Below are 21,076 nucleotides of genomic sequence, written 5' to 3' on the forward strand. Positions count from 1 at the left end.
CAAGAACCGGCGTTTCATGTCTCGAGGGCTGGGCTAGGCTGCAGGTTTGTTCCGGGCCGGAAACCACCGATGATCCTTGCAGATCTTTCGCCACGCGCTGTCATGCAGGCCACTGAGACTCTTGCTGGGCTGGACGCAGATTGGGCGCGGCATATCGCTACCGTCGGGCCCTGCTTGCATCGCGCCACGCCTGGGCGCGAGCCCTACGAGGCGCTGGCACGGGCGATCGCCTACCAGCAGTTGCATGCGCGGGCGGCGGAGGCGATTCTTGGGCGGTTGCTGGCGCTGTTTCCCGCAACGGCATTCCCCACGCCTGCGCAATTGCTGGCAGTGACGCCAGAGACCATGCGCGCCTGCGGGTTTTCCGCGAGCAAGACCGCAACCCTGCACGGCATAGCCCAGGCTAGCCTGGAAGGTATCGTGCCGAGCCGGGCGCACGCCTTGACGCTAGACGACGAGGCACTGGTCGAGCGCCTGGTGGCCCTGCGCGGGGTCGGTCGCTGGACGGTGGAGATGCTGCTGATCTACAGCCTTGAGCGTTCGGATATCCTGCCAGTGGATGATTTTGGCGTGCGTGAAGGCTATCGGCGCCTCAAAGGGCTGGAGAAGGCCCCGACACCCGCGCAGATGCGCGGCTTGGGAATGGCCTGGCGCCCGTATCGCACGGTGGCGGCGTGGTATCTGTGGCGAGCGTGATGGCCCTGCCGCGGGCAGACGCTCCTCTTGTAGGAGCCAGCTTGCTGGCGAACCAGGCAACGCAGTGGATGGCACCGGCTACGCCGGTGTTCGCCGGCAAGCCGGCTCCTACAACGGTTACGGCCTGCAGTACTGTAGGAGCCAGCTTGCTGGCGAACCAGGCGACGCGGAGGCTGGCACCGGCTGTGCCGGTGTTCGCGGGCAAGTCCGCAGCCTCAAGACTTGAGGCAATGCGACCGCTGAAAACAACGCAAGATTCGGAGTTACGCGCAACGCCAGCCCTGCCAGGCTGACGGCATCGAACTCCAGGAGAGGCCCATGAAACCCGCCCCGACCTACACCACCGACGCCGAGCGCTGGCACGCCGTGCAGGCCCGCGACAGCGGCGCCACAGGCCACTTCGTCTACGCCGTGCGCACTACCGGAATCTACTGCCAGCCAGCCTGCACCTCGCGCCTGGCCAAGCGCGAGAACGTCGAATTCTTTGCCGACGCCATTCAGGCCGAGGCCGCCGGCTACCGTGCCTGCAAGCGCTGCAAGGCCGGCCTTGGCAGCCGCCGCAGCGAACGGGTGGCCCGCGCCTGCCGGCTGATCGAGGCCAGCGACACGGCGCCGAACCTCGATCAGCTCGGCGCCGAACTGAATGTCAGCCCGTTCCACCTGCACCGCCTGTTCAAGGCCGAAACCGGGCTCACGCCCAAGGCCTATGCCTCGGCCTTTCGCGCCCGGCGCCTGCGCGAGCAGCTGGATACCGGCACCAGCGTCACCGAGGCGATCTACGAGGCGGGCTACAACTCCAATAGCCGCTTCTACGAAAGCGCCGACGCGCGCCTGGGCATGCGCCCACGGCAGTACCGCGCCGGCGGCCAGGGCGCGACCATTCGTTTCGCCCTGGCCCAGTGCTCGTTGGGGGCGATCCTGGTGGCGCAGAGCGAGCGGGGGATCTGCGCGATCCTGCTGGGTGACGAGCCTGAGCCCTTGTTGCAGGATTTGCAGGACAAATTCCCCAAGGCCATCCTGATCGGCGGCGACCAGGCCTTCGAGCGCCTGGTCGCCGAGGTGATCGGCTTTGTCGAGGCGCCGGCGCTGGGCTTGGCGTTGCCACTGGATGTGCAGGGCACGGCGTTCCAGGAGCGGGTCTGGCAGGCGTTGCGCGAAGTGCCGGCGGGTACCCGGGTCAGCTATACCGAGATCGCCGCGCGCATCGGCGCGCCCAAGGCCGTGCGGGCGGTAGCCCAGGCCTGCGCGGCCAACACCATCGCCGTGGCCATCCCCTGTCACCGGGTGGTGCGCCGCGACGGCGATCTCAGCGGCTACCGCTGGGGCGTGGAGCGCAAACGCCAGTTGCTGGCCCGAGAAACGGCACACTCCTGAGCCTGCGGAACGCGTAGAATTTGCGCCCTGTCGAGTTGTATAGAGGAACATTCGATGAGGCGTGTCAGCCTTGACCGATTTTACCCAGGCGTTCTCGCCCTGCTGCTGTGGCTGGCGCTGCCCGCCTGGGCCGCCCCGGCCACGCCAGTGTCGCGCCTGGCCGTGGCCGAGCAGCAGGTACTGGATGAAGACGCCAGCCTGGAGCAACTGAGCGAGCATCTCGACCAGATCCGCCAGGGCGTCAGCGCCAATGCCAACGACGACCTGCTGTCGCAGTTGCGCCAGCAGGCCCTGCAGGTGCAACGCCAGGCCGACGTGCTGGCGACCCAGCGCACCGCCGACGTCGAACGCCTCGACGACCAGCTCAATGTGTTCGGGCCGCCGCAGCCGGACGAGGCCGAGAGCCTGACCCGCCAGCGCCAGCAACTGGCCGCGGAAAAGAACGCGGTGCTGGCCGAGCAGAAGGAAGCGACGCAGCTGACCCAGTCGGCCCGCGACCTCTCCACGCAGATCGTCAACCTGCGCCGCAGCCTGTTCAACTCGCAGGTCACCAGCCGCGCGGCCAGCCCCCTGAGCCCGGCGTTCTGGTCGAGCCTGATCCGCCCCACCGACGAAGACCTGGCGCGCCTGCGCGACTTGCGCGGCGAAGCGGCCGATGCCTTGGCCAGCGCCACCAGCGTCGAGCACCGCTGGTTCTTTTTCAGCACCCTGATTGCTGCCGTGCTGGTCTGGACCTGGGTGCGGCGGATGCTCGAGCGGCTGCTGGCCGACGCCATGGTGCGCTGGCTGCCCGAAGGCCGACTGCGCCGCAGCGCCCTGGCCCTGAGCGTGAGCCTGGCGACCCTGGGCACCATCGCCGGCTCGGTGTCGCTGCTGCGCTGGGGCCTGGAAAGCAGCGCCGAGCTGGGCACCGATATCGCCAGCCTGACCAACCATGTGCTCACCCTGGTGGTGTTCAGCGCGTTCATTTCCGGCCTGGGCCGCGCCATGCTGATGCTGCAGCGGCCTTCCTGGCGCCTGCCGCCGATCCCTGACGAGGTCGCCAGCGCCCTGGGTTGGTTCCCCAAGGTCTTGGCCCTGGTGTTGATGGTGATGCTGACCCAGGAGCGCATCAACAGCGTGATCGGCACCAGCCTGGCGCTGACCCTGGCCACCAATGGCCTGACCGCGCTGGTGGTGTCGCTGCTGTTCGTCTTTGCCCTGGTGCGCTACCGGCGGACCTTGCGCAAGCACGAGCTGCCGCGCCCAACCGGCCTGGCCGGGCTGATCCCGGCGGTGATCGTGGTGTGGGTGGGCTTGATCCTGCTGACCCTGCTCGCTGGCTACCTCACCTTGGCGTTCTACCTGACCGGCAAGCTGCTGTGGGTCAGCGTGGTCACCACCTGTGCCTACCTGTTGATCACGGTGTTCGGCGATCTTTGCGAAACCCTGCTGTCGCCGCGCCAGCCCGGTGGCCTGGCCCTGGCCTCGGCGCTGGGCTTGCAACAGCGCCACCAGGCCCAGGCCAGCACCATTCTCGCCGGCATCGGCCGCACCCTGTTGCTGTTCGCGGCGGCAGTGCTGGTGTTCATGCCCTCGGGCACCAGCCCGGGCGAGTTGCTGCTGAGCCTGGCCGACTGGGACGGCAGCGGCGGCAAGGTGCTCGGCAACCTGAAGATCGTGCCCCAGGACATCCTCCTGGCCGTGGCCATCTTCATCGGCGGCTGGTTCGCCATCCGCGTGGTCAAGCGCTGGCTGAGCGAGCGCCTGCTGCCGGAGACCGACATGGATGCCGGCATGCGCGCCTCGCTGGTGACCCTGGTCGGCTACCTGGGCTTCCTGTTCCTGGCGATGCTGGTGATGTCCACCCTGCACATCAACCTGACCAGCCTGACCTGGGTGGTCAGTGCCTTGTCGGTGGGTATCGGTTTCGGTTTGCAGCAGATCGTGCAGAACTTCATTTCCGGCTTGATCCTGCTCACCGAGCGCCCGGTGAAGGTGGGCGACTGGGTCAGCCTGGCGGGTGTGGAAGGGGATATTCGGCGGATCAACGTGCGCGCCACCGAGATCCAGATGTCCGATCGCTCGACGGTGATAGTGCCCAACTCGCAGTTCATCTCGCAGAACGTGCGCAACGTGACCATGGCCAATGCCCTGGGCGTGGTCGGCGTGACCCTGACCTTGCCGCTGGAGACCGACGCCAGCCAGGTGCGCGAGTTGCTGCTGGCGGCGTACAAGGAGCATGACGCGATCCTCGACGCACCGGCGACTTCGGTGACGTTCAAGGACCTGACCAGCAGTGGCATGGTGATCGCGGTCAGCGGCTACGTGGGCTCGCCGCGCCAGGTGTCGAGCACGCGCAGCGACCTGTTGTTCACCATTCTCGCGCGCCTGCGCGAGGCGGGTATCGCCTTGTCGTCGCCGCAGAGCATGGTGCTGGTGCAGGAGAATGGGCGACCGGCCGACGAGCCCTCTTGATGCCATCGGCGCGCTCTCGGGCCCCTATAGGAGCGGCCTTGTGTCGCGAAGGGGCTGCGCAGCAGCCCCGGGATCCAGCGCCGATACAACGATTGTGGGGCTGCTTTGCAGCCCTTTCGCGACACGAGGCCGCTCCTACAGGGATCGTGCAAGCAAGTCGCTGTGGGTCAGCACGCAAGTGCATCGCGAGCTGTCTAGCCCAGGCACCGCGTCACATGCTTCACCGACTGATACCCCGCCAACCCCCAGGGCCCAAGCTCGCGGCCGATGCCGCTGGCCTTGGTCCCGCCCCACGACGTCTCGACGAACACCGCCTGCACCGAGTTGATCCACACATGGCCCACTTCCAGCGCGTCGGCCACGCGCTCGGCGCGGTCCAGGTCGGCGCTGCAGACGGTGGCCACCAGCCCGAAGCGGCTGTCGTTGGCCTGGGCGATGGCCTCGGCTTCGCTGCCGAAGCGCCGCGCGCACAGCACCGGCCCGAAGATCTCCTCACGCCACAGGCGGCTGTCTTCAGGAACATCCACATACAAGGTCGGGCTGACGAACCAGCCCTCGCGATCCAGCGCCGTGCCGCCGGTCAGGCACGCCAGGCCCTCTTCCCGGGCCTTGGCGAAGTAGCCCGCCACCTTCAACCATTGCGCCTGGCTGGTCAGCGGGCCCATGTCGACCTCCTGCTCCAGCGGGTTGCCCACCCGCAACGCCGCCAGTGCCTGGCGAAGACGCGGCAGCAAGGCCTCGGCGATGCCGTCCTGCACCAGCAGGCGCGAGGTGGCCGAGCACATCTGCCCGGCGTTCCAGGTAATGCCAGCGATAATCCAGTCCAGTGCCTGGTCGACCTGGCAATCATCGAACACCACGATCGCCGACTTGCCGCCCAGCTCCAGCGTGACGGGCCGGCATTGGGCGGCGGCGGCGCGCATCACCTGGCTGCCGACACCATTGCTGCCGGTGAACGACAGCTTGTCCAGGCCGTTGTGGCCGCTCAGCGCGGCGCCGGTCTCGGCCTTGCCATTGATGATGTTCAGCACGCCGGCCGGCAGGCCTAGCGTCTCGGCGATCTGGCCGTAGGCGAGCTCGACCAGCGGGGTGACTTCCGAGGGCTTGAGCACCACGGTGCAACCGGCGGCCAGGGCCGGGGCGAGCTTCCAGGCGCTGGTCACCAGCGGGAAGTTCCAGGGCACGATCAGGCCGACCACCCCCACTGGCTCCAGGCGGGTGCGGGCGCTGAAACCTGGGGCGGCCAGGGGCACGTCGCGGTTCTTCGCCGGCAACTGCTCGGCGAGGTCGGCGTAGTAGGCGAAGGTGGCGATGGCATCGTCCAGGTCGACCTCTGCTTCATGGCGCGGCTTGCCATTGTTGCGCATCTGCAGGGCGATCAGCGCGTCGCGGCGCAGGCCCAGTTGCTCGGCGAAACCGCGCAGGTAGGCGGCGCGCTCGGCGGCGCCGACGGTTTTCCAGGATGCCAGGGCGCGACGTGCGGCAGCCACGGCCTGGTCGACCTGTGCGCTGCTGGCAGCCAACAGTTCGGCGAACGGCTGGGCATCGGATGGGTCATGGACAACGATGCAGTCGCTGCCCTGGCCTTCGACCCAGTGGCCGTCGATGTAGTGAGAAGGGGTCATGGTTTGTACCGGCGCGATTATTTTGATTATGGCGAAGCGATTCTGGTGGCGGCGGGTAGGGCGTCAAATCGCTGTGGGCAAATAATCAGTTCAGGAATTTGTGAACCAATGCGGACCGTCGAGGCCCTTGCAGCGCCGGGTGATTCATCGTTCCCCCAGCGCAACGCTGAGGGTGCATCGATGGGCCTACCGGCCTGGGGCCGGGCTCTCTACCGTTAGCCCTGTCGCCCGGCTGGCCACAGGCCGCACGGGCATCCCCCGGGGCCCGCCGACTGACGGTCGTTTCGCTCAGCCTGCGTTGCCTACTCTGATAATCCCCACCGCGGATTTGTGTGGGGCGCGGTTCGCCCGCCAAGGCCAGGACGGCCGGTTCTCGATACGAGAGGAGAGAACGATGAGCCCATTCTCGCAAGCTGCCAATTTCGAAGGCCAGGTACCGCGCATCGACCCCGACAACGCCGCCATGCTGTTGATCGATCACCAGAGCGGCCTGTTCCAGACGGTCAAGGACATGCCCATGACCGAGCTGCGGGCCAACGCCATCACCCTGGCCAAGGTCGCCCGCCTGGCGCAGATGCCGGTCATCACCACCGCCTCGGTGCCCCAGGGCCCCAACGGCCCGTTGATTCCGGAAATCCACGAGGCCGCGCCGCACGCGCAATACGTGGCGCGCAAGGGCGAGATCAATGCCTGGGACAACCCCGAGTTCGTCGCCGCGGTGAAGGCCACCGGGCGCAAGCAGTTGATCATCGCCGGCACCATCACCAGCGTGTGCATGGCCTTCCCCAGCATCAGCGCGGTGGCCGCCGGCTACCAGGTGTTCGCTGTCATCGACGCGTCAGGCACCTACTCCAAGATGGCCCAGGAAGTCACCCTGGCACGGGTGGTCCAGGCCGGCGTGGTGCCGATGGACACCGCCGCCGTGTGCTCCGAGGTGCAGCGCACCTGGAACCGCCCGGATGCCGCCGAGTGGGCCGAGGCCTACAGCGCGGTGTTCCCGCACTACCAGTTGCTGATCGAGAGCTACGCCAAGGCCCAGGCCGTGGTCACCGGGCACGAACAGCTCGACTCGCAACGCAGCTGAGCCACCATTTTCAATCCACGCAAGGAGATCCACCATGGCATTCCAATACAAGCGTCTGGACAAGAACGACGCCGCCGTCCTGCTGGTCGACCACCAGACCGGGCTGCTGTCACTGGTGCGCGACATCGACCCGGACCGGTTCAAGAACAACGTGCTGGCGTTGTCCGACCTGGCCAAGTACTTCAAGCTGCCAACCATCCTCACCACCAGCTTCGAGAGCGGCCCCAACGGCCCGCTGGTGCCCGAGCTCAAGGAGCAGTTCGCCGACGCGCCGTACATCGCCCGCCCCGGCAACATCAACGCCTGGGACAACGAGGATTTCGTCAAGGCGGTGAAAGCCACCGGCAAGAAGCAACTGATCATCGCCGGCGTGGTCACCGAGGTGTGCGTGGCCTTCCCTGCCTTGTCGGCGCTGGAGGAAGGCTTCGACGTGTTCGTCGTCACCGATGCCTCTGGCACTTTCAACGAACTGACCCGTGACTCGGCCTGGCGCCGCATGGAAGCGGCCGGGGCGCAACTGATGACCTGGTTCGGCGTGGCCTGCGAGCTGCACCGCGACTGGCGCAACGACATCGAAGGCCTCGGCACGTTGTTCTCCAACCACATCCCGGATTACCGTAACCTGATGACCAGCTTCAACAAGCTGAACAAGTGACCGCCTGCCCGGGCTCGTGCGCGGGCCCGGGCGCGTCACCCCGGTTACGAGGTAATGGATGGCTCCACTGATTGCCTATTTCAGGCTGGCGCTCAAGCCCGGTCGCGATGTGTTGCTGTTCGCGCTGCGCACCGTGGTGGCCGGCCTGCTGTGTCTTTACCTGGCGTTCGTGTTCGACCTGGAACAACCCAAGTGGGCGCTGATGACGGTGATCATCATCAGCCTGCCGTTGGCCGGCATGACCCTAAAGCGCAGCCTGGCCCAGGTGCTGGGCACGGTGGTCGGCGCGGCGGTGGCGGTGTTGCTGATGGCCTTGTTCGCCCAGATGCCCTACACCCTGGTGGTTGCCCTGGCCCTGTGGCTGGGCCTGTGCACCGCCGGCGGCACCTTGCTGCGCTATACCGATTCCCATGCCTTCGTACTCAGTGGCTTCACCGCCGTGGTGGTGGCCATGCTCGCCGTGCCGGAACCCGAGGGCACCTTCATGCTGGCGGTCACCCGGGTGACCGAAACCTTGCTGGCGGTGGGTTGCGTGGCGGTGGTCAGCCTGCTGACGGCACGCCCGCAGGCGGTGGCCAGCAGCTACTTCGCCAAGGTCGACAGCCTGCTCAAGCTGATTGCCCGGCATGCCGCCGAGGTGGTCCGCACCGAAGAGGACGAGGCCGCCTTCCGTCAGCGCCAGGCCCAGTTGATCGCCGAGATCAGCGCCCTGGAGGGCTTGCGCCGGCATCTGTATTTCGACGCGCCGCACCTGCGCAGCGGCGACGGGCTGGTGCAACTGTTCGCCAACCAACTGGTGTTGCTGGTGTCGCGGCTGTTGGTGCTGCGCCAGCAGCGCGAGCTGGTCAAGGCGCACTGGCAGGGGCCGCTGCCCACGGATATCCAGCTGCTGCGCGACGCCGAGCTGAACAGCCTCGAAGCGCTGGCCCGGGAAGGCATGGCGCTGTCGGCGCAGCACCGGCAAACCCTGCGTACCCTGCACAAAGACTTCGATGAAGCCGCCGACCGCGCCGAGTTCCTCAGCGAACCCTTGCCGGCGCAACTGCGTGCCCTGGCCTGGGCCCTGCGCTGGGAGCAGGCGCGCCTGCTGCAGCAACTGGACGAACTGATCGAGCTTAACGAAGCGATCCAGCAAGGGCGCCTGGCCAGTTGCCCGCAGCAGCCAGGCCGCGCCGGCGCGCTGCACCTGGACTGGCCGCTGGCGGGGATGAATGCCGTGCGCGCCTGCCTGGCGCTGCTGCTGATCGGTGGGTTGTGGATCGAGACCGCCTGGGATGGCGCGCGTTCGGCGGTGATCCTGATGGGTGTGATGTGCTCGCTGATGGCGACCCTGCCACGGCCCTTGCTGGCCAGCCAGAACTACAATCGCGGGCTGCTGGTGGGCATGGGCTTGTCGGCGTTGTATCAGTTCGCCTTGCTGCCGTTGTTCACCGATTTCGAGATGCTGGCGCTGTGCCTGGTACCCTTGCTCTACCTGGCGGCGGTGGGCCTGGCCAATCCAATGACTGCCGGGATCGGCATGGGCATCGGCCTGATCAGCCTGTTGATGATCGGGCCGCAGAATGTCGGCGCCTACCACAACAGCGACATCCAGTGGTTCGAGTTCGCTGGGGGCTACCTGATGGCCGGGGTGCTGGCGATGACGGTGTTCGCCCTGGTCTTCCCGTTCAATCCGCAACGGCGTATCGCCCGGTTGTTCGGCCTGACTCGCGAGGATGTCTACCGGCAGGTCAGCGACCCAGGCACACTGGCCGGGCAGTTCGCCTTCGAGAGCCGCCAACTGGATCGCTTGTCGGCCATGCTCGGCGTGCTGCCAGCGGCCAGCGACAGTGCTTCGCGTGAGCGTTTCGATTGCGCGCTGGTATGCCCGGCGCTGGCCATTGCCCTGGCGCAGGCGCGCAGCCTGTGCGAGGGCGAACTGGCTTTGCCGCTGGTGACCCGCCAGCGCCTGCTCGAAGACTTGCAGGCAATGGCCGAGGCCATAGGTGGTCAAGGCGCGGTCGAACTCGACGCGTTGTTGCAGGACGTCGAGCGCCAGGGCCAGGTGCTCGATACCTTGCACGGCGCGCTGGTACCCGGAGGGCGTGAGGCGTTGCGCCAGTTGTTCATTTTGCGGGTTGCGCTGGCGGTCGCCGGGCAACTGCTGGCGCGTTATCGCGGTGTATTGGCGGCGGATGTCCCGGCGCCACTGACGGAGGTGGCCGATGCCCATTGATTTCGAGGTGGGTGGGGTCTACCTGCCACCCATCGCCCAGGCGCTGTTGCTGGCGCTGCCGTTGTTCCTGCTGGTCGATGCCGTGTTGCGCCGGGTGGGCGTGCTGGCGTTCGTCTGGCACCCGGCGCTGTTCCAGGGCGCCGTGTATGCCGCCCTTTGTGCGGCCTTGCTATTGTGGATGGGAGTGCGTGTGTAGATGCCGTCGATCAAACCCTTGCTGTCGCGCAGTTTGACCCTGCTGGTGGTGGCGCTGGCCATCGTGCTGGGTTGGTTCGCCTGGGTGCACTACACCCAGGCACCCTGGACCCGCGACGCCCGGGTCCGCGCCGACGTGGTGACCCTGGCGGCGGAGGTCAGTGGCCCGATCGTGGCCTTGCCGGTGCAGGACAACCAGTTCGTGCACAAGGGCGACCTGCTGCTGCAGATCGACCCGGCGCGCTATGAGCTGGCGGTGTTGCACGCCCAGCGCGCGGTCGAAGTGGCCCGCGCGGCACTGGGGCAGTCGCAGGCCAATATAGTCGCCAACCAGGCGCTGCTTAAACAACGTGGCAGCGAGGAACAGCGTCGGCGCAAGCTGCAATCGATGTCGGCTATTTCCGCCGAGGAATGGGAGAAGTCGCGCACCGAGGTGGCGGTGGCCCAGGCCGACCTGTTGCGTGAGCAGTCCAGCCTGGGCCTGGCGCAAGCCAACGTGCAACTGGCCGAGGCGACCCTGGAGCAGGCCCGTCTCGACCTGCAGCGTACCCGGGTGCTGGCGCCAGTCAACGGCCATGTCACCAACCTGCTGACGCGCCAGGGCGACTTCGCCCAGCCGGGCGCGGCGCTGCTGGCGCTGGTGGACAGCGACTCGTTCCATGTCAGTGGCTATTTCGAGGAAACCAAGTTGCCGCGCATCCAGGTCGGCAGCCGGGCGAAGGTGGTGCTGATGAGCGGCGAAGCCCTGCAGGGCAGGGTGGAAAGCATCGCCTACGCCATCACCGACCGTGAGAACCAGCCCGGCAATCGCCTGCTGGCCAACGTCAACCCCAACTACACCTGGGTCAAGCTGGCCCAGCGCGTGCCGGTGCGCCTGCGCCTGGACCCGGGGCAAGCACCGGTGCTGCGCGCCGGTACCACCGCCACCGTTACGATCCTCGAACCATGAGCGAGGATGGCGCAGTGGCCCGTGGACGCGCGTTGCCTATGTTCGACCTGAACGACTTGTACCTCTATGCCAAGGTGGTGGAGCACGGCGGTTTCGCCCCGGCCGGACGCATCCTCGGGCTGCCCAAGTCGCGCCTGAGCCGGCGCCTGGCCAAGCTCGAGGAACGCCTGGGCGTGCGCCTGGTCCAGCGCTCGACGCGGCAGTTCCAGGTTACCGAGGTGGGGCTGGAGTACTATCGCCACTGTCTGGGCATGCTCGAGCAGGCCGTGGCGGCCGAGGACGCGGTCGAGCGCAACCGCGCCGAGCCGCGCGGTATCGTGCGCCTGGCCAGCAGCACGGCGCTGCTCGATTCGCGGCTGGCACCAATCCTGGCGCGCTTCATGGCGCAATGCCCGGTGGTCGAGTTGCTGGTCAAGAGCTACAACCGCCGTGTCGATGTGATTGGCGAAGGCTTCGACCTGGTGCTCAGCGTGCGTCACCAGCCGCTGGAAAGCAGCGAACTGATCATGCGCCGCCTGGCGCCGAGCCGGCAGTGCCTGGTGGCGTCCCCCGGCTTGCTGGCCGCGCACGGCCAGCCGCAACGGCCCGAGCAGCTACAGGCACTGCCCAGCCTGTGCTGGGGCGTCAATGTGCAGGATTTCACCTGGCTGCTGGAGGGGCCCGAGGGAGCCGAAGCCGCCGTGCCGTTTCGCCCACGTATCGTCTCGGATGACCTGGCGGTATTGCGCGAGGGCGCCCTGGCCGGGGTGGGCGTGGTATTACTGCCCGAGGAGGCAGTCGCCGCCGACCTGGCCAGCGGCGCATTGGTGCAGGTACTCGACGGCTGGGCGCCACGGGAAGGCGAGGTGGTGGCGCTGTTCCCTTCCCGGCGCGGGCTGATGCCCGCGGTGCGCAAGCTGATCGATTTCCTGGCCGAGGCGTTCGAGCAAGAGCAGGCGACTAAGAGGCCAGCTCGCGCTCGCTGAACGCCGTCGAGACCGCGGGACGCGCCGAGCAGAGCGCCAGGACAGCGGCCATGGCGGTCAGTGCGGCACCCGCCCAAGGGGTGGCCGACAGCGTCGCCGTGCCGATCACCACCCCGCCAATGGCCGAGCCCAGGCCGACACCCAGGTGCATGGCGGACATGTTCAGGCTCATGCCCGCGGAGAAGGTGTCCGGACCACGGCTTGCAAGATAGTTCTGCACCACGGGCGAGGTGGTCCAGCTCAAGCCGCCCCACAGCATCATGATCGGCAGGAACAGCCAGGGCGTGCCGACGCTCAGCGGCAGCATCAGCAGGCTGACAAGGTACAGCAGGGGGGCCAGGGCGATGGACTTGCTCGCGCCGAGCCGGTCCGCCATCCAGCCACCGACATAACCTCCCGAGACCCCGGCGATGCCAAAGGCGGCGAACAGCGCCGCCAGCCATTGCGCGGGTATGTCGGCGACCTGCAGGGCATAGGGCGCGAGGTAGGCGAACACGCTGAAGTGCCCGGCGATCATCAGCAGCGACACCCCTTGGGCCGCGAGCAGCCGGCCGTTACCCAGGTGGCGCAGGTAGCTGCCCAGGGCGATGCGCTCGCTGCTTTGCAGCTGTTCCAGGCCGCGCCAGGCCATCAGCAGCACGGCCAGCGCCAGCAGGCTCAACCCTGTGAACACGCCACGCCAGCCAAGCACGTCGCACAGCAGCATGCCGGCGGGCACGCCCAGCACCAGCGAGCTGCAGATGCCCATGAAAATCACCCCAATGGCGCGCCCGCGCAGGGCCTCGGGGACCATGCGCGTGGCCATCAGGGTACAGGTCAGGCAGGTCAGGGCGCTGGTTGCGGCCATGCCGATACGGGCGAGCAGCAAGGCGCTGTAGCCTGGCGCCAGGGCCGCGGCCAGGTTGCACAAGGCGAACAGCGCCAAGCAGATGCACAGCAGACGTCGCAGCGGGAGACGGGTGGTCATCAGCGGGGAGAGGGGGGCGGCGAGCGCGAAGCTCAGGGAAAAGACCGTGGTCAGTTGCCCGGCGACGCCGAGCGGTACGGCCAGGCCATCGGCCAGGGACGGCAGGATGCCGACAGTGATGTTTTCAGCCATGCCCGTGACGAACGTCGCCAGGGCCAGCAGCCAGATACGCGGGCTCATGTATTGCCTCCGATAAACGGGCCGGCCAAGGTCCGGACCCATTTGTCCCGACGGGTGACCGGCAAGGGTCAGGTCCATCGGGTTTCGAGGCAGTGCTTCGGTTATCCCGGTTCAAGCAGGAGCAATTGTAGACGGTTGCGCAAGGTGGGTGAAGGTGCGGTGCCGATCCTGTAGGAGCCGGCTTGCCGGCGAATCGGTCCGCACAGTTGAACTACTTCAACTCGGTCTCGATGAACACGATCTCGTGGTCACTGGCATTGATCACGTTGTGCTCGACTCCCGCCTTGCGAAAATAACTCTGCCCCGCCAGCAGTGCCGCCCGTTTCTCACCTTCCGCAGTCTCCAGCAGCAAGATGCCGTCGGTCATTGGCACCACCACGTAGTCATGGCCATGCAGATGACGCCCGGTTTCGGCGCCAGGGGCGAAGCGCCATTCGGTGACGATCACTTCGTCGGTGTCCACCTGCACGGTGGGGATAGCCTGGGGGCGAGCATGCTTCATGAGCGAGTCCTGTCTGCGCAAAAGCGTCTAGCCTGAACCCGGCTGCGCGGGTGATAAATGCAAAACTGCTGGCAGTCAGTGAAGCGCTCACCTGATCCGCAGAAAAAAGAAAACCCCTTGAACGCGAACGCTCAAGGGGCTTTTCCCATCGTGGCCTGTTGGCTTAGACGTTGAAGCGGAAGTGCATCACGTCGCCATCCTTGACGATGTAGTCCTTTCCTTCCAGGCGCCATTTGCCGGCTTCCTTGGCGCCGCTCTCACCCTTGAACTGGATGAAGTCGTCGTAGGCCACCACTTCGGCGCGGATGAAGCCTTTCTCGAAGTCGGTGTGGATCACACCGGCCGCCTGCGGCGCGGTGGCGCCCACGCGCACGGTCCAGGCGCGGACTTCCTGCACGCCGGCAGTGAAGTAGGTCTGCAGGTTGAGCAGCTCGTAGCCGGCGCGGATCACGCGGTTCAGGCCAGGCTCTTCCAGGCCCAGGGCCTCGAGGAACATGTCCTTCTCCTCACCGTCGTCGAGCTCGGCGATCTCGGCTTCGATCTTGTTGCACACCGGCACCACCACCGCGCCTTCTTCCTCGGCGATGGCCTTGACCACGTCCAGGTGCGGGTTGTTGTCGAAGCCGTCTTCGGCCACGTTGGCGATATACATCACCGGCTTGCTGGTCAGCAGGTGGAAGCCACGGATCAAGGCCTTCTCGTCGTCGGCCATGTGTTTCATCAGGCTGCGCGCCGGCTTGCCTTCGGTGAAGTGCGGGATGAGTTTTTCCAGGATCGCCTTCTGCGCCAGGGCGTCCTTGTCACCACCCTTGGCGTTGCGCGCAACCTTCTGCAGTTGCTTCTCGCAGCTGTCGAGGTCGGCGAAGATCAGTTCGAGATCGATGATCTCGATGTCGCGCTTGGGGTCGACGCTGTTGGAAACGTGGATCACGTTCTCGTCTTCGAAGCAGCGCACCACGTGGGCGATGGCGTCGGTCTCGCGGATGTTGGCGAGGAACTTGTTGCCCAGGCCTTCACCCTTGGAGGCACCGGCGACCAGGCCGGCGATGTCGACGAACTCCATGGTGGTCGGCAGGATGCGGTTGGGCTTGACGATCTCTGCCAGCGCCGCCAGGCGCGCGTCTGGCATAGGCACGATGCCGCTGTTCGGCTCGATGGTGCAGAAGGGGAAGTTCTCCGCCGCGATGCCGGACTTGGTCAGGGCGTTGAACAGGGTGGACTTGCCGACGTTGGGCAGGCCGACGATGCCGCAATTGAAACCCATGGGAATTCCCCTTTCTAAAGAGTCAGGCCTTCTGGCTGTGCAGCTCGCGCATGGCCTTGGCGAAGTCGCCGGCAAGCACGTCCGGCAGCACGCCGAGGGCAAAATCGATGCTGGCGTCGAGCTTCTCCTGCTCGGCGCGTGGCGCGCGGCCCAGGACGAAGTTGGAGACCAGTTTGGCGTCGCCCGGGTGGCCGATGCCAAGCCGCAGGCGGTGGAAGTCGTTCTGGTTGCCGAGCTGCGCGATGATGTCACGCAGGCCGTTGTGCCCACCGTGGCCGCCACCCTTCTTGAGCTTGGCGACGCCCGGAGGCAGGTCGAGTTCGTCATGCGCCACCAGGATCGCTTCCGGCTTGATGCGGAAGAAATTGGCCAGAGCCGCCACGGACTGGCCGCTGCGGTTCATGTAGGTGGTGGGAATCAGCAGGCGAACATCGTTGCCCTGATGGCTGAACTTAGCCGTCAGGCCGAAATATTTTTTGTCAGCGGACAGCGAAACGCGCTGGGCGCTGGCAAGGCGTTCAACGAAAAGAGCCCCTGCGTTATGCCGGGTCTGTTCGTATTCGGGGCCGGGGTTACCCAGGCCGACGATCAACTGGATGGCGGTCACGTCAGGGGCTCTTCCTTGGAGTTGGTGGGTTACGGTGCGCGCGGCACTGTAACCCGATCAACGCCGGCGTGCGAGTGGATTACTCGGCAGCGCCTTCAGCAGCGTCAGCGGCAACGCGCGGGGCGTGGACGTTGGCAACAGCTTTGTCATCACCGTGGGCCAGAGCGACGAACTCTACGCCTTTCGGAGCTTTCAGGTCCGACAGGTGGATGATGGTGCCGACTTCGGCCTTGGCCAGGTCGACTTCGATGAACTCAGGCAGGTCCTTGGCTTCGCAGGAAACTTCGATCTCGGAAACAACGTGGGAGATCTCGCCGCCTTTCTTGACCGGGGCTTCTTCGTTGATGAAGTGAACCGGTACCTTGGCGGTCAGTTTCTGGCCAGCAACGACGCGAACGAAGTCGGCGTGCATGATGAAGCCTTTGGCCGGGTGACGCTGCATGGCCTTGACCACGACGTTCTGCTTGGCGCCATCGACGTTCAGTTCGATCACGTGGCTGAAGGCAGCTTCGTTTTCGAACAGCTTGGCGATTTCCTTGGCCACGATGGTCAGGGATTGGGCTTCTTTATCGCCACCGTAGACAACGGCAGGGATGTTGGCGGAGTGACGCAGGCGGCGGCTCGCACCTTTCCCCAGGTCAGTACGCGCTTGGGCGTTCAGGATGAAGTCAGTCATTTTGTTTCTCCAAAATAGCCTCCCGAGGGCGTTTGCGACCAGCGCCAACGGGGATGGCAAAAAAGCCCCGCCCCAACAACCAGTGTCGGGGCGGGGCGCTTTTCGTCAGCGAGTGTTCCGCTTAGCGGAACATCGCGCTGATCGATTCTTCGTTGCTGATGCGGCGTACCGCTTCAGCGACGACCGGTGCGATATCCAGCTGGCGGATACGGTCACAGGCCTGAGCAGCGGCGGACAGCGGAACGGTGTTGGTCACCACCAGCTCGTCCAGTACCGACTTCTCGATGTTCTCGATCGCGCGGCCCGACAGGACAGGGTGCGTGCAGTAGGCGTAAACCTTGGCAGCGCCGTGTTCTTTCAGGGCCTTGGCCGCGTGGCACAGGGTGCCGGCGGTGTCGACCATGTCGTCTACCAGGATGCAGGTGCGTCCTTCGACGTCGCCGATGATGTGCATAACCTCGGAGTGGTTAGCCTTCTCGCGGCGTTTGTCGATGATACCCAGGTCGACACCCAGGGACTTGGCGACGGCACGGGCACGCACCACGCCACCGATGTCCGGGGAGACGATCATCAGGTTCTCGAAACGCTGGTCTTCGATGTCGTCGACCAGTACGGGCGAGCCGTAGATGTTGTCGACGGGGATATCGAAGAAGCCCTGGATCTGGTCAGCGTGCAGGTCGACGGTGAGTACACGGTCGATACCCACGACAGTGAGCATGTCAGCGACGACTTTGGCGCTGATGGCTACACGTGCCGAACGCGGACGGCGGTCCTGGCGGGCGTATCCGAAGTAGGGAATCACGGCGGTGATTCGCGACGCTGAGGAGCGGCGGAAGGCATCGGCCATCACTACCAGTTCCATCAGATTGTCGTTGGTTGGGGCACAGGTGGGCTGAATGATGAAGACGTCCTTACCACGAACATTTTCATTGATTTCAGCACTGATTTCGCCGTCGGAGAACTTGCCGACAGACACATCACCCAGTGGAATATGCAGCTGACGTACGACACGCCGAGCCAGATCGGGGTTGGCATTCCCCGTGAAGACCATCATCTTGGACACGCGCAGTACCTGAAGGCTGAGGGTAACCTGGATGAGTATAAGAAATGGCAGGGGCGGCTGGATTCGAACCAACGCATGGCAGGATCAAAACCTGCTGCCTTACCGCTTGGCGACGCCCCTGTATCTATTGCTGCGAGCTCTTATGAACTCGACTTCTTGAGCAGACTTTGCAGCTTGCGATGCAACATCGAAACATTGCTTCCTTTCGCCACAAACCCTGTTTGGGTCTCTGAAAGAAGGGCCAGAACTCTATCAGCTTCGGCTTTGCTTGGGAAGGCCCCAAACACACAACTTCCAGTTCCGGTCATTCGGGCTTCGGTATATTTACCCAGTGAATTCAACGCATTGCGAACTTCTGGATACCGCTGCTCAACTACCGGTTGGCAGTCATTTCGACTGTTTCCCTCGGGAACGGGGCGCATCTTAAGGGGGAGGGAATCACGTGTCAACTCTGGATGCGAAAAAATTTCCGCTGTGCTGACAGACACTTGCGGCACCAGCACGACGTACCAGGGTTCTGCGGGGTCGACCGGGGTGAGCTGCTCGCCAACGCCCTGGGCGAACGCGGCGTGGCCACGGACGAACACCGGCACGTCGGCGCCGAGCGTCAGGCCCAGCGCGGCCAGGCGGTCTTCACTCCAGTCGAGCTGCCACAGGTGGGCCAGGGCCAGCAGGGTGGTCGCCGCGTCGGAGCTGCCACCGCCGATGCCTCCGCCCATGGGCAGGACTTTGTCCAGCCAGATGTCGGCGCCCAGCGTGGTGCCCGCCTGTGCTTGCAACTGACGCGCGGCGCGCACGATCAGGTTGCTGTCGTGGGGGACGCCGGCGATTTCTGTCTGCAGGCGGATCTGGCCGTCGTCGCGCAGGGCGAAGCTCAGTTCATCGCCGTGGTCGAGGAACTGGAACACGGTTTCCAGTTCGTGGTAACCGTCGGCGCGCCGGCCGGTGATGTGCAGCCACAGGTTGAGCTTGGCCGGGGCCGGGAGGGTCAGTTTGGACATGGTCTCAGTTCCCCAGCTGGCGCGGTTGCCAGTCCTTGACCACCAGGGTCACGTCGATGTTCTCGCCGTGCAGCTTCAGGCGCTCGGGCAGCCAATAGCCGTTCTGCTCTATATAGCTCAAGTATTCGACGCGCCAGCCGTCCTGGGTCAGGCCGGCCAGGCGGCTGTCACCGTCCAGGGTCAGTTGGCTCTTGCTGTCGGGCGCGGGCAGGCCGCGTACCCACCACACCAGGTGCGACACCGGCAGGCGCCAGCCGAGCTGTTCTTGCAGCAGCGCCTCGGGGTTCGCTGCTTCGAAACGACCCTGGTTGGCCACCTCCAGCACCACGCCGCCAGGGCGCCCGGTCAGGCGCGCGGCGCCGCGGCCCAGCGGGCCAGCCAGGCGAATATCGTAATAATCCTGGCGTTGCAGCCAGAACAGGGTGCCGCTGCCGGAGTCACGCGGGGCGCGGATGCCGACCTTGCCGTTGATCTGCCAGCCGTCGAGGCTGCTCAGCTGTTGCTTGTGTGCCCGCCACAGTTGCGGGCTGCCCTGGCCTTGCACGGCTTCCTTGCTGCCGAAACCGGCGCAGCCGGCGAGCAGGGCGATGAGGGTGAAGGTGATGCAATGACGCAGGAACATGGTTTACAGGCTCTCGGATCCGGTCAGGCGCAGGAGGGTCTTGCGCAGGATAGGGCTGTCGGCCTGGGCTTCGAAGCCCTTGGCCCAGACTTGGCGGGCTTCGCGGCGCTTGCCGTTGGCCCACAGGACTTCGCCCAGGTGGGCAGCCACTTCATGGTCGGGGAAACGCTCGAAGGCCAGGCGCAATTGGCGCTCGGCCTCCTCGAGGTTGCCCATGCGATAGGCAACCCAGCCCAGGCTGTCGAGCACGGCTGGATCGTCTGGGGTTAGCTGGTGGGCCTTGTCGATCAGGGCCTTGGCCTCGGCGTAGCGGCTAGTGCGGTCGGCCAGGGTGTAGCCCAGGGCGTTGAGGGCCATGGCGTTTTCCGGCTCGCGGGCGAGGATGGCGCGCAGGTCTTTTTCCAGCTGCCCCAGGTCGTCGCGCTTTTCGGCGAGCATGGCGCGGGTGTAGAGCAGGTTGAGGTCGTCCGGGTAGCGCTTGATGGCTTGCTCCAGCACTTGCCCGGCCTGGGCCTCCTTGCCGTTGTTGCCCAGGCTCTCGGCTTCGATCAGGTACAGCTGGATTGCGTAGTCGGGCTGCGCCTCGCGGGCCTCGGCGAGCAGGCGCGAGGCTTCGGCGCTGCGGCCGTTGGCGATGAGGATATCGGCCTGGCGCAGTTGTGCCGGCAGGTAATCGGCGCCGGGGCCGACCAGGGCGTATTCGCGCAGGGCGGCGGCTGGCTGGCTGCGCTCTTCGCGGATGCGCCCGAGATTGAGGTGGGCGGCGTCGACGTTGGCATCGCGCTCGACCAGTTCCTGCAGGTAGCCTTCGGCTTCATCCCAGTGCTTGGTTTCCAGGCACACCAGGGCCAGTGAGTAGCGGATCTCGTCGTCTTCGGGGTACTGCTGCAGCATGCTCTCGAACTCGGCCTTGGCGTCGTCGATGCGGTCCTGTTCGACCAGGGTGCGCGCGTAGGTCAGGCGCAGGCGCTTGTCGTCGGGGTTGTCGCGGATGGCGCCGCGCAGCAGCGGCAGGGCTTCGGGGCCGCGGTCCAGGGCTTGCAGCAGGCGGGCGCGGAGCAGTACCGGGGCGATCTCGCCGTTTTGTGGCGGGTGGCTTTCGAGCAGGTCGAGGGCTTGTTCGGGTTTGTCGTCCTGGTTGAGCAGCAGCGCCTTGCCGAACACCAGCTGGCCGTTGTCTGGATATTTCACCAGCAGGCGGTCGAAGCTTTGCAGCAGGCCGTCGCGGGTGTGCTGGTCGGTTTCGGCTGCGGACAGGGCGAGGAAATCGAAGTGGGTGTCGCCTTGGCCCTGGAGGACTTTTTCCATGTAGACCATGGAGTCGTCATAGCGCCCGGCGCGGGCCAGCTGGATAGCGGCTGCGCGTTGGGCGTCGAGGTTCTGTGGGTCGTTGCGGGCCCAGATAAGCGCGCTGTCCAGGGCCGGCTCGTCGGCGCCGAGGTACTCGGCGATGCGGTAGGCGCGTTCGGAGACGCCGGGGTCCTGGGTCTTTTCGGCCTGGTCGGCGTAGTTGGCCAGGGCGATGTCGAAGCGGTTGCGCTGGCCGGCCAGCTCCGCCACCAGCAGGCTGTAGAGCGTGTCCTGCTTGAACGAGCCGTACACCACGGGCTTTTCCGCGCGCTTGTCGGCGTCGGCGACGGGCGTCTGGGCGTCCGTCTTCGGAGCCAGGCTCTGGCAGCCTTGAAGCAGGGCGAGGGCAAGCAGCAATGCGTAGGATTTGTTCATAGAGGCTTATAAAGGGGCTAAACCGGCGGTCGGAGCATGATGACACAAGCGCGATGGCAAACCCACCTGCGAAGGTCGTGGTGTGAAGCGGCGCTTCGGAGTATAGGGACAATGCGTGGCGGTGGTGGTTCGCAAGCGGCCTTGCAACACCCTGCCGTTGCCGTTGCCGTTGTTTTTGCTTTTGCTTCTAAGCGCGCGGTAGTTCAGGCAACACAAATTGCGACTTCAGGAGGCCGAGCGGAGTTCTTGCGTAG

The 21,076-nt window shown here is 65.7% G+C and carries 19 protein-coding genes and 1 tRNA gene; 9 read left to right on the forward strand and 11 right to left on the reverse strand.

Annotation, left to right across the window (positions count from 1 at the left end):
* Positions 1 to 69 precede the first annotated feature (69 nt).
* From ACODS5_RS21025 to ACODS5_RS21035, 3 genes are all read left to right on the forward strand, one after another.
* Complete coding sequence (locus tag ACODS5_RS21025; RefSeq protein ID WP_489109581.1) at positions 70 to 696, forward strand: DNA-3-methyladenine glycosylase family protein; 627 nt, start codon at positions 70 to 72, stop codon at positions 694 to 696.
* Positions 697 to 1,014: 318 nt separating this feature from the next.
* A complete protein-coding gene (gene ada, locus ACODS5_RS21030; RefSeq protein ID WP_489109582.1) occupies positions 1,015 to 2,070 on the forward strand; it encodes a bifunctional DNA-binding transcriptional regulator/O6-methylguanine-DNA methyltransferase Ada in 1,056 nt (351 codons plus the stop codon).
* Between the two features lie 54 nt (positions 2,071 to 2,124).
* A complete protein-coding gene (locus ACODS5_RS21035) occupies positions 2,125 to 4,527 on the forward strand; it encodes a DUF3772 domain-containing protein (protein ID WP_134694000.1) in 2,403 nt (800 codons plus the stop codon).
* A gap of 194 nt (positions 4,528 to 4,721) precedes the next feature.
* On the opposite strand, the gene ACODS5_RS21040 is transcribed toward ACODS5_RS21035, so the two are convergent.
* The gene (locus ACODS5_RS21040) at positions 4,722 to 6,152 is read right to left on the reverse strand and encodes an aldehyde dehydrogenase family protein (protein WP_134694001.1); all 1,431 of its coding nucleotides are present in this window, start codon (positions 6,150 to 6,152) and stop codon (positions 4,722 to 4,724) included.
* A gap of 394 nt (positions 6,153 to 6,546) precedes the next feature.
* Between ACODS5_RS21040 and ACODS5_RS21045 the strand changes: the two genes are divergently transcribed.
* From ACODS5_RS21045 to ACODS5_RS21070, 6 genes are read left to right on the forward strand one after another with little or no spacing between them, the layout of a single operon-like run.
* On the forward strand, positions 6,547 to 7,236 hold the full coding sequence (locus tag ACODS5_RS21045) for a hydrolase (RefSeq protein WP_134694002.1): 690 nt from the start codon (positions 6,547 to 6,549) through the stop codon (positions 7,234 to 7,236).
* 34 nt (positions 7,237 to 7,270) lie between these two features.
* Positions 7,271 to 7,891, forward strand: coding sequence for an isochorismate family cysteine hydrolase YcaC (ycaC, locus tag ACODS5_RS21050; protein WP_134694003.1), 621 nt, complete (start codon positions 7,271 to 7,273; stop codon positions 7,889 to 7,891).
* A 58-nt stretch (positions 7,892 to 7,949) separates the two neighbouring features.
* Positions 7,950 to 10,106: an FUSC family protein gene (locus ACODS5_RS21055; protein ID WP_134694004.1), complete on the forward strand. Its 2,157-nt coding sequence runs from the start codon at positions 7,950 to 7,952 to the stop codon at positions 10,104 to 10,106.
* A complete protein-coding gene (locus tag ACODS5_RS21060; RefSeq protein WP_134694005.1) occupies positions 10,096 to 10,302 on the forward strand; it encodes a DUF1656 domain-containing protein in 207 nt (68 codons plus the stop codon). The genes ACODS5_RS21055 and ACODS5_RS21060 overlap by 11 nt, the downstream gene beginning before the upstream one ends.
* On the forward strand, positions 10,303 to 11,250 hold the full coding sequence (locus ACODS5_RS21065; protein ID WP_372239550.1) for an HlyD family secretion protein: 948 nt from the start codon (positions 10,303 to 10,305) through the stop codon (positions 11,248 to 11,250).
* A 38-nt stretch (positions 11,251 to 11,288) separates the two neighbouring features.
* The gene (locus ACODS5_RS21070; RefSeq protein ID WP_489109585.1) at positions 11,289 to 12,215 is read left to right on the forward strand and encodes a LysR substrate-binding domain-containing protein; all 927 of its coding nucleotides are present in this window, start codon (positions 11,289 to 11,291) and stop codon (positions 12,213 to 12,215) included.
* Here the strand turns inward: ACODS5_RS21070 and ACODS5_RS21075 are convergent.
* From ACODS5_RS21075 to ACODS5_RS21120, 10 genes are all read right to left on the reverse strand, one after another.
* Positions 12,190 to 13,362: an MFS transporter gene (locus ACODS5_RS21075; protein ID WP_489109583.1), complete on the reverse strand. Its 1,173-nt coding sequence runs from the start codon at positions 13,360 to 13,362 to the stop codon at positions 12,190 to 12,192. The genes ACODS5_RS21070 and ACODS5_RS21075 overlap by 26 nt on opposite strands.
* 211 nt (positions 13,363 to 13,573) lie before the next feature.
* Positions 13,574 to 13,864, reverse strand: coding sequence for a cupin domain-containing protein (locus ACODS5_RS21080; protein WP_134694007.1), 291 nt, complete (start codon positions 13,862 to 13,864; stop codon positions 13,574 to 13,576).
* 163 nt (positions 13,865 to 14,027) lie between these two features.
* Positions 14,028 to 15,128, reverse strand: coding sequence for a redox-regulated ATPase YchF (gene ychF / locus ACODS5_RS21085; RefSeq protein WP_134694008.1), 1,101 nt, complete (start codon positions 15,126 to 15,128; stop codon positions 14,028 to 14,030).
* A gap of 22 nt (positions 15,129 to 15,150) precedes the next feature.
* Positions 15,151 to 15,735, reverse strand: coding sequence for an aminoacyl-tRNA hydrolase (gene pth, locus ACODS5_RS21090; protein ID WP_134694009.1), 585 nt, complete (start codon positions 15,733 to 15,735; stop codon positions 15,151 to 15,153).
* Between the two features lie 79 nt (positions 15,736 to 15,814).
* Positions 15,815 to 16,411, reverse strand: coding sequence for a 50S ribosomal protein L25/general stress protein Ctc (locus tag ACODS5_RS21095; protein ID WP_134694010.1), 597 nt, complete (start codon positions 16,409 to 16,411; stop codon positions 15,815 to 15,817).
* A gap of 121 nt (positions 16,412 to 16,532) precedes the next feature.
* Positions 16,533 to 17,474: a ribose-phosphate pyrophosphokinase gene (locus ACODS5_RS21100; RefSeq protein ID WP_016391678.1), complete on the reverse strand. Its 942-nt coding sequence runs from the start codon at positions 17,472 to 17,474 to the stop codon at positions 16,533 to 16,535.
* Between the two features lie 45 nt (positions 17,475 to 17,519).
* Positions 17,520 to 17,594 (reverse strand) — tRNA-Gln (locus ACODS5_RS21105).
* 20 nt (positions 17,595 to 17,614) lie between these two features.
* A complete protein-coding gene (ispE, locus tag ACODS5_RS21110; RefSeq protein WP_134694011.1) occupies positions 17,615 to 18,475 on the reverse strand; it encodes a 4-(cytidine 5'-diphospho)-2-C-methyl-D-erythritol kinase in 861 nt (286 codons plus the stop codon).
* Between the two features lie 4 nt (positions 18,476 to 18,479).
* Positions 18,480 to 19,097, reverse strand: coding sequence for a lipoprotein insertase outer membrane protein LolB (gene lolB / locus ACODS5_RS21115; RefSeq protein ID WP_489109584.1), 618 nt, complete (start codon positions 19,095 to 19,097; stop codon positions 18,480 to 18,482).
* A 3-nt stretch (positions 19,098 to 19,100) separates the two neighbouring features.
* Positions 19,101 to 20,822: a tetratricopeptide repeat protein gene (locus ACODS5_RS21120; RefSeq protein WP_134694013.1), complete on the reverse strand. Its 1,722-nt coding sequence runs from the start codon at positions 20,820 to 20,822 to the stop codon at positions 19,101 to 19,103.
* Positions 20,823 to 21,076: the final 254 nt, after the last annotated feature.

This window comes from Pseudomonas sp. FG47, from assembly GCF_057809115.1.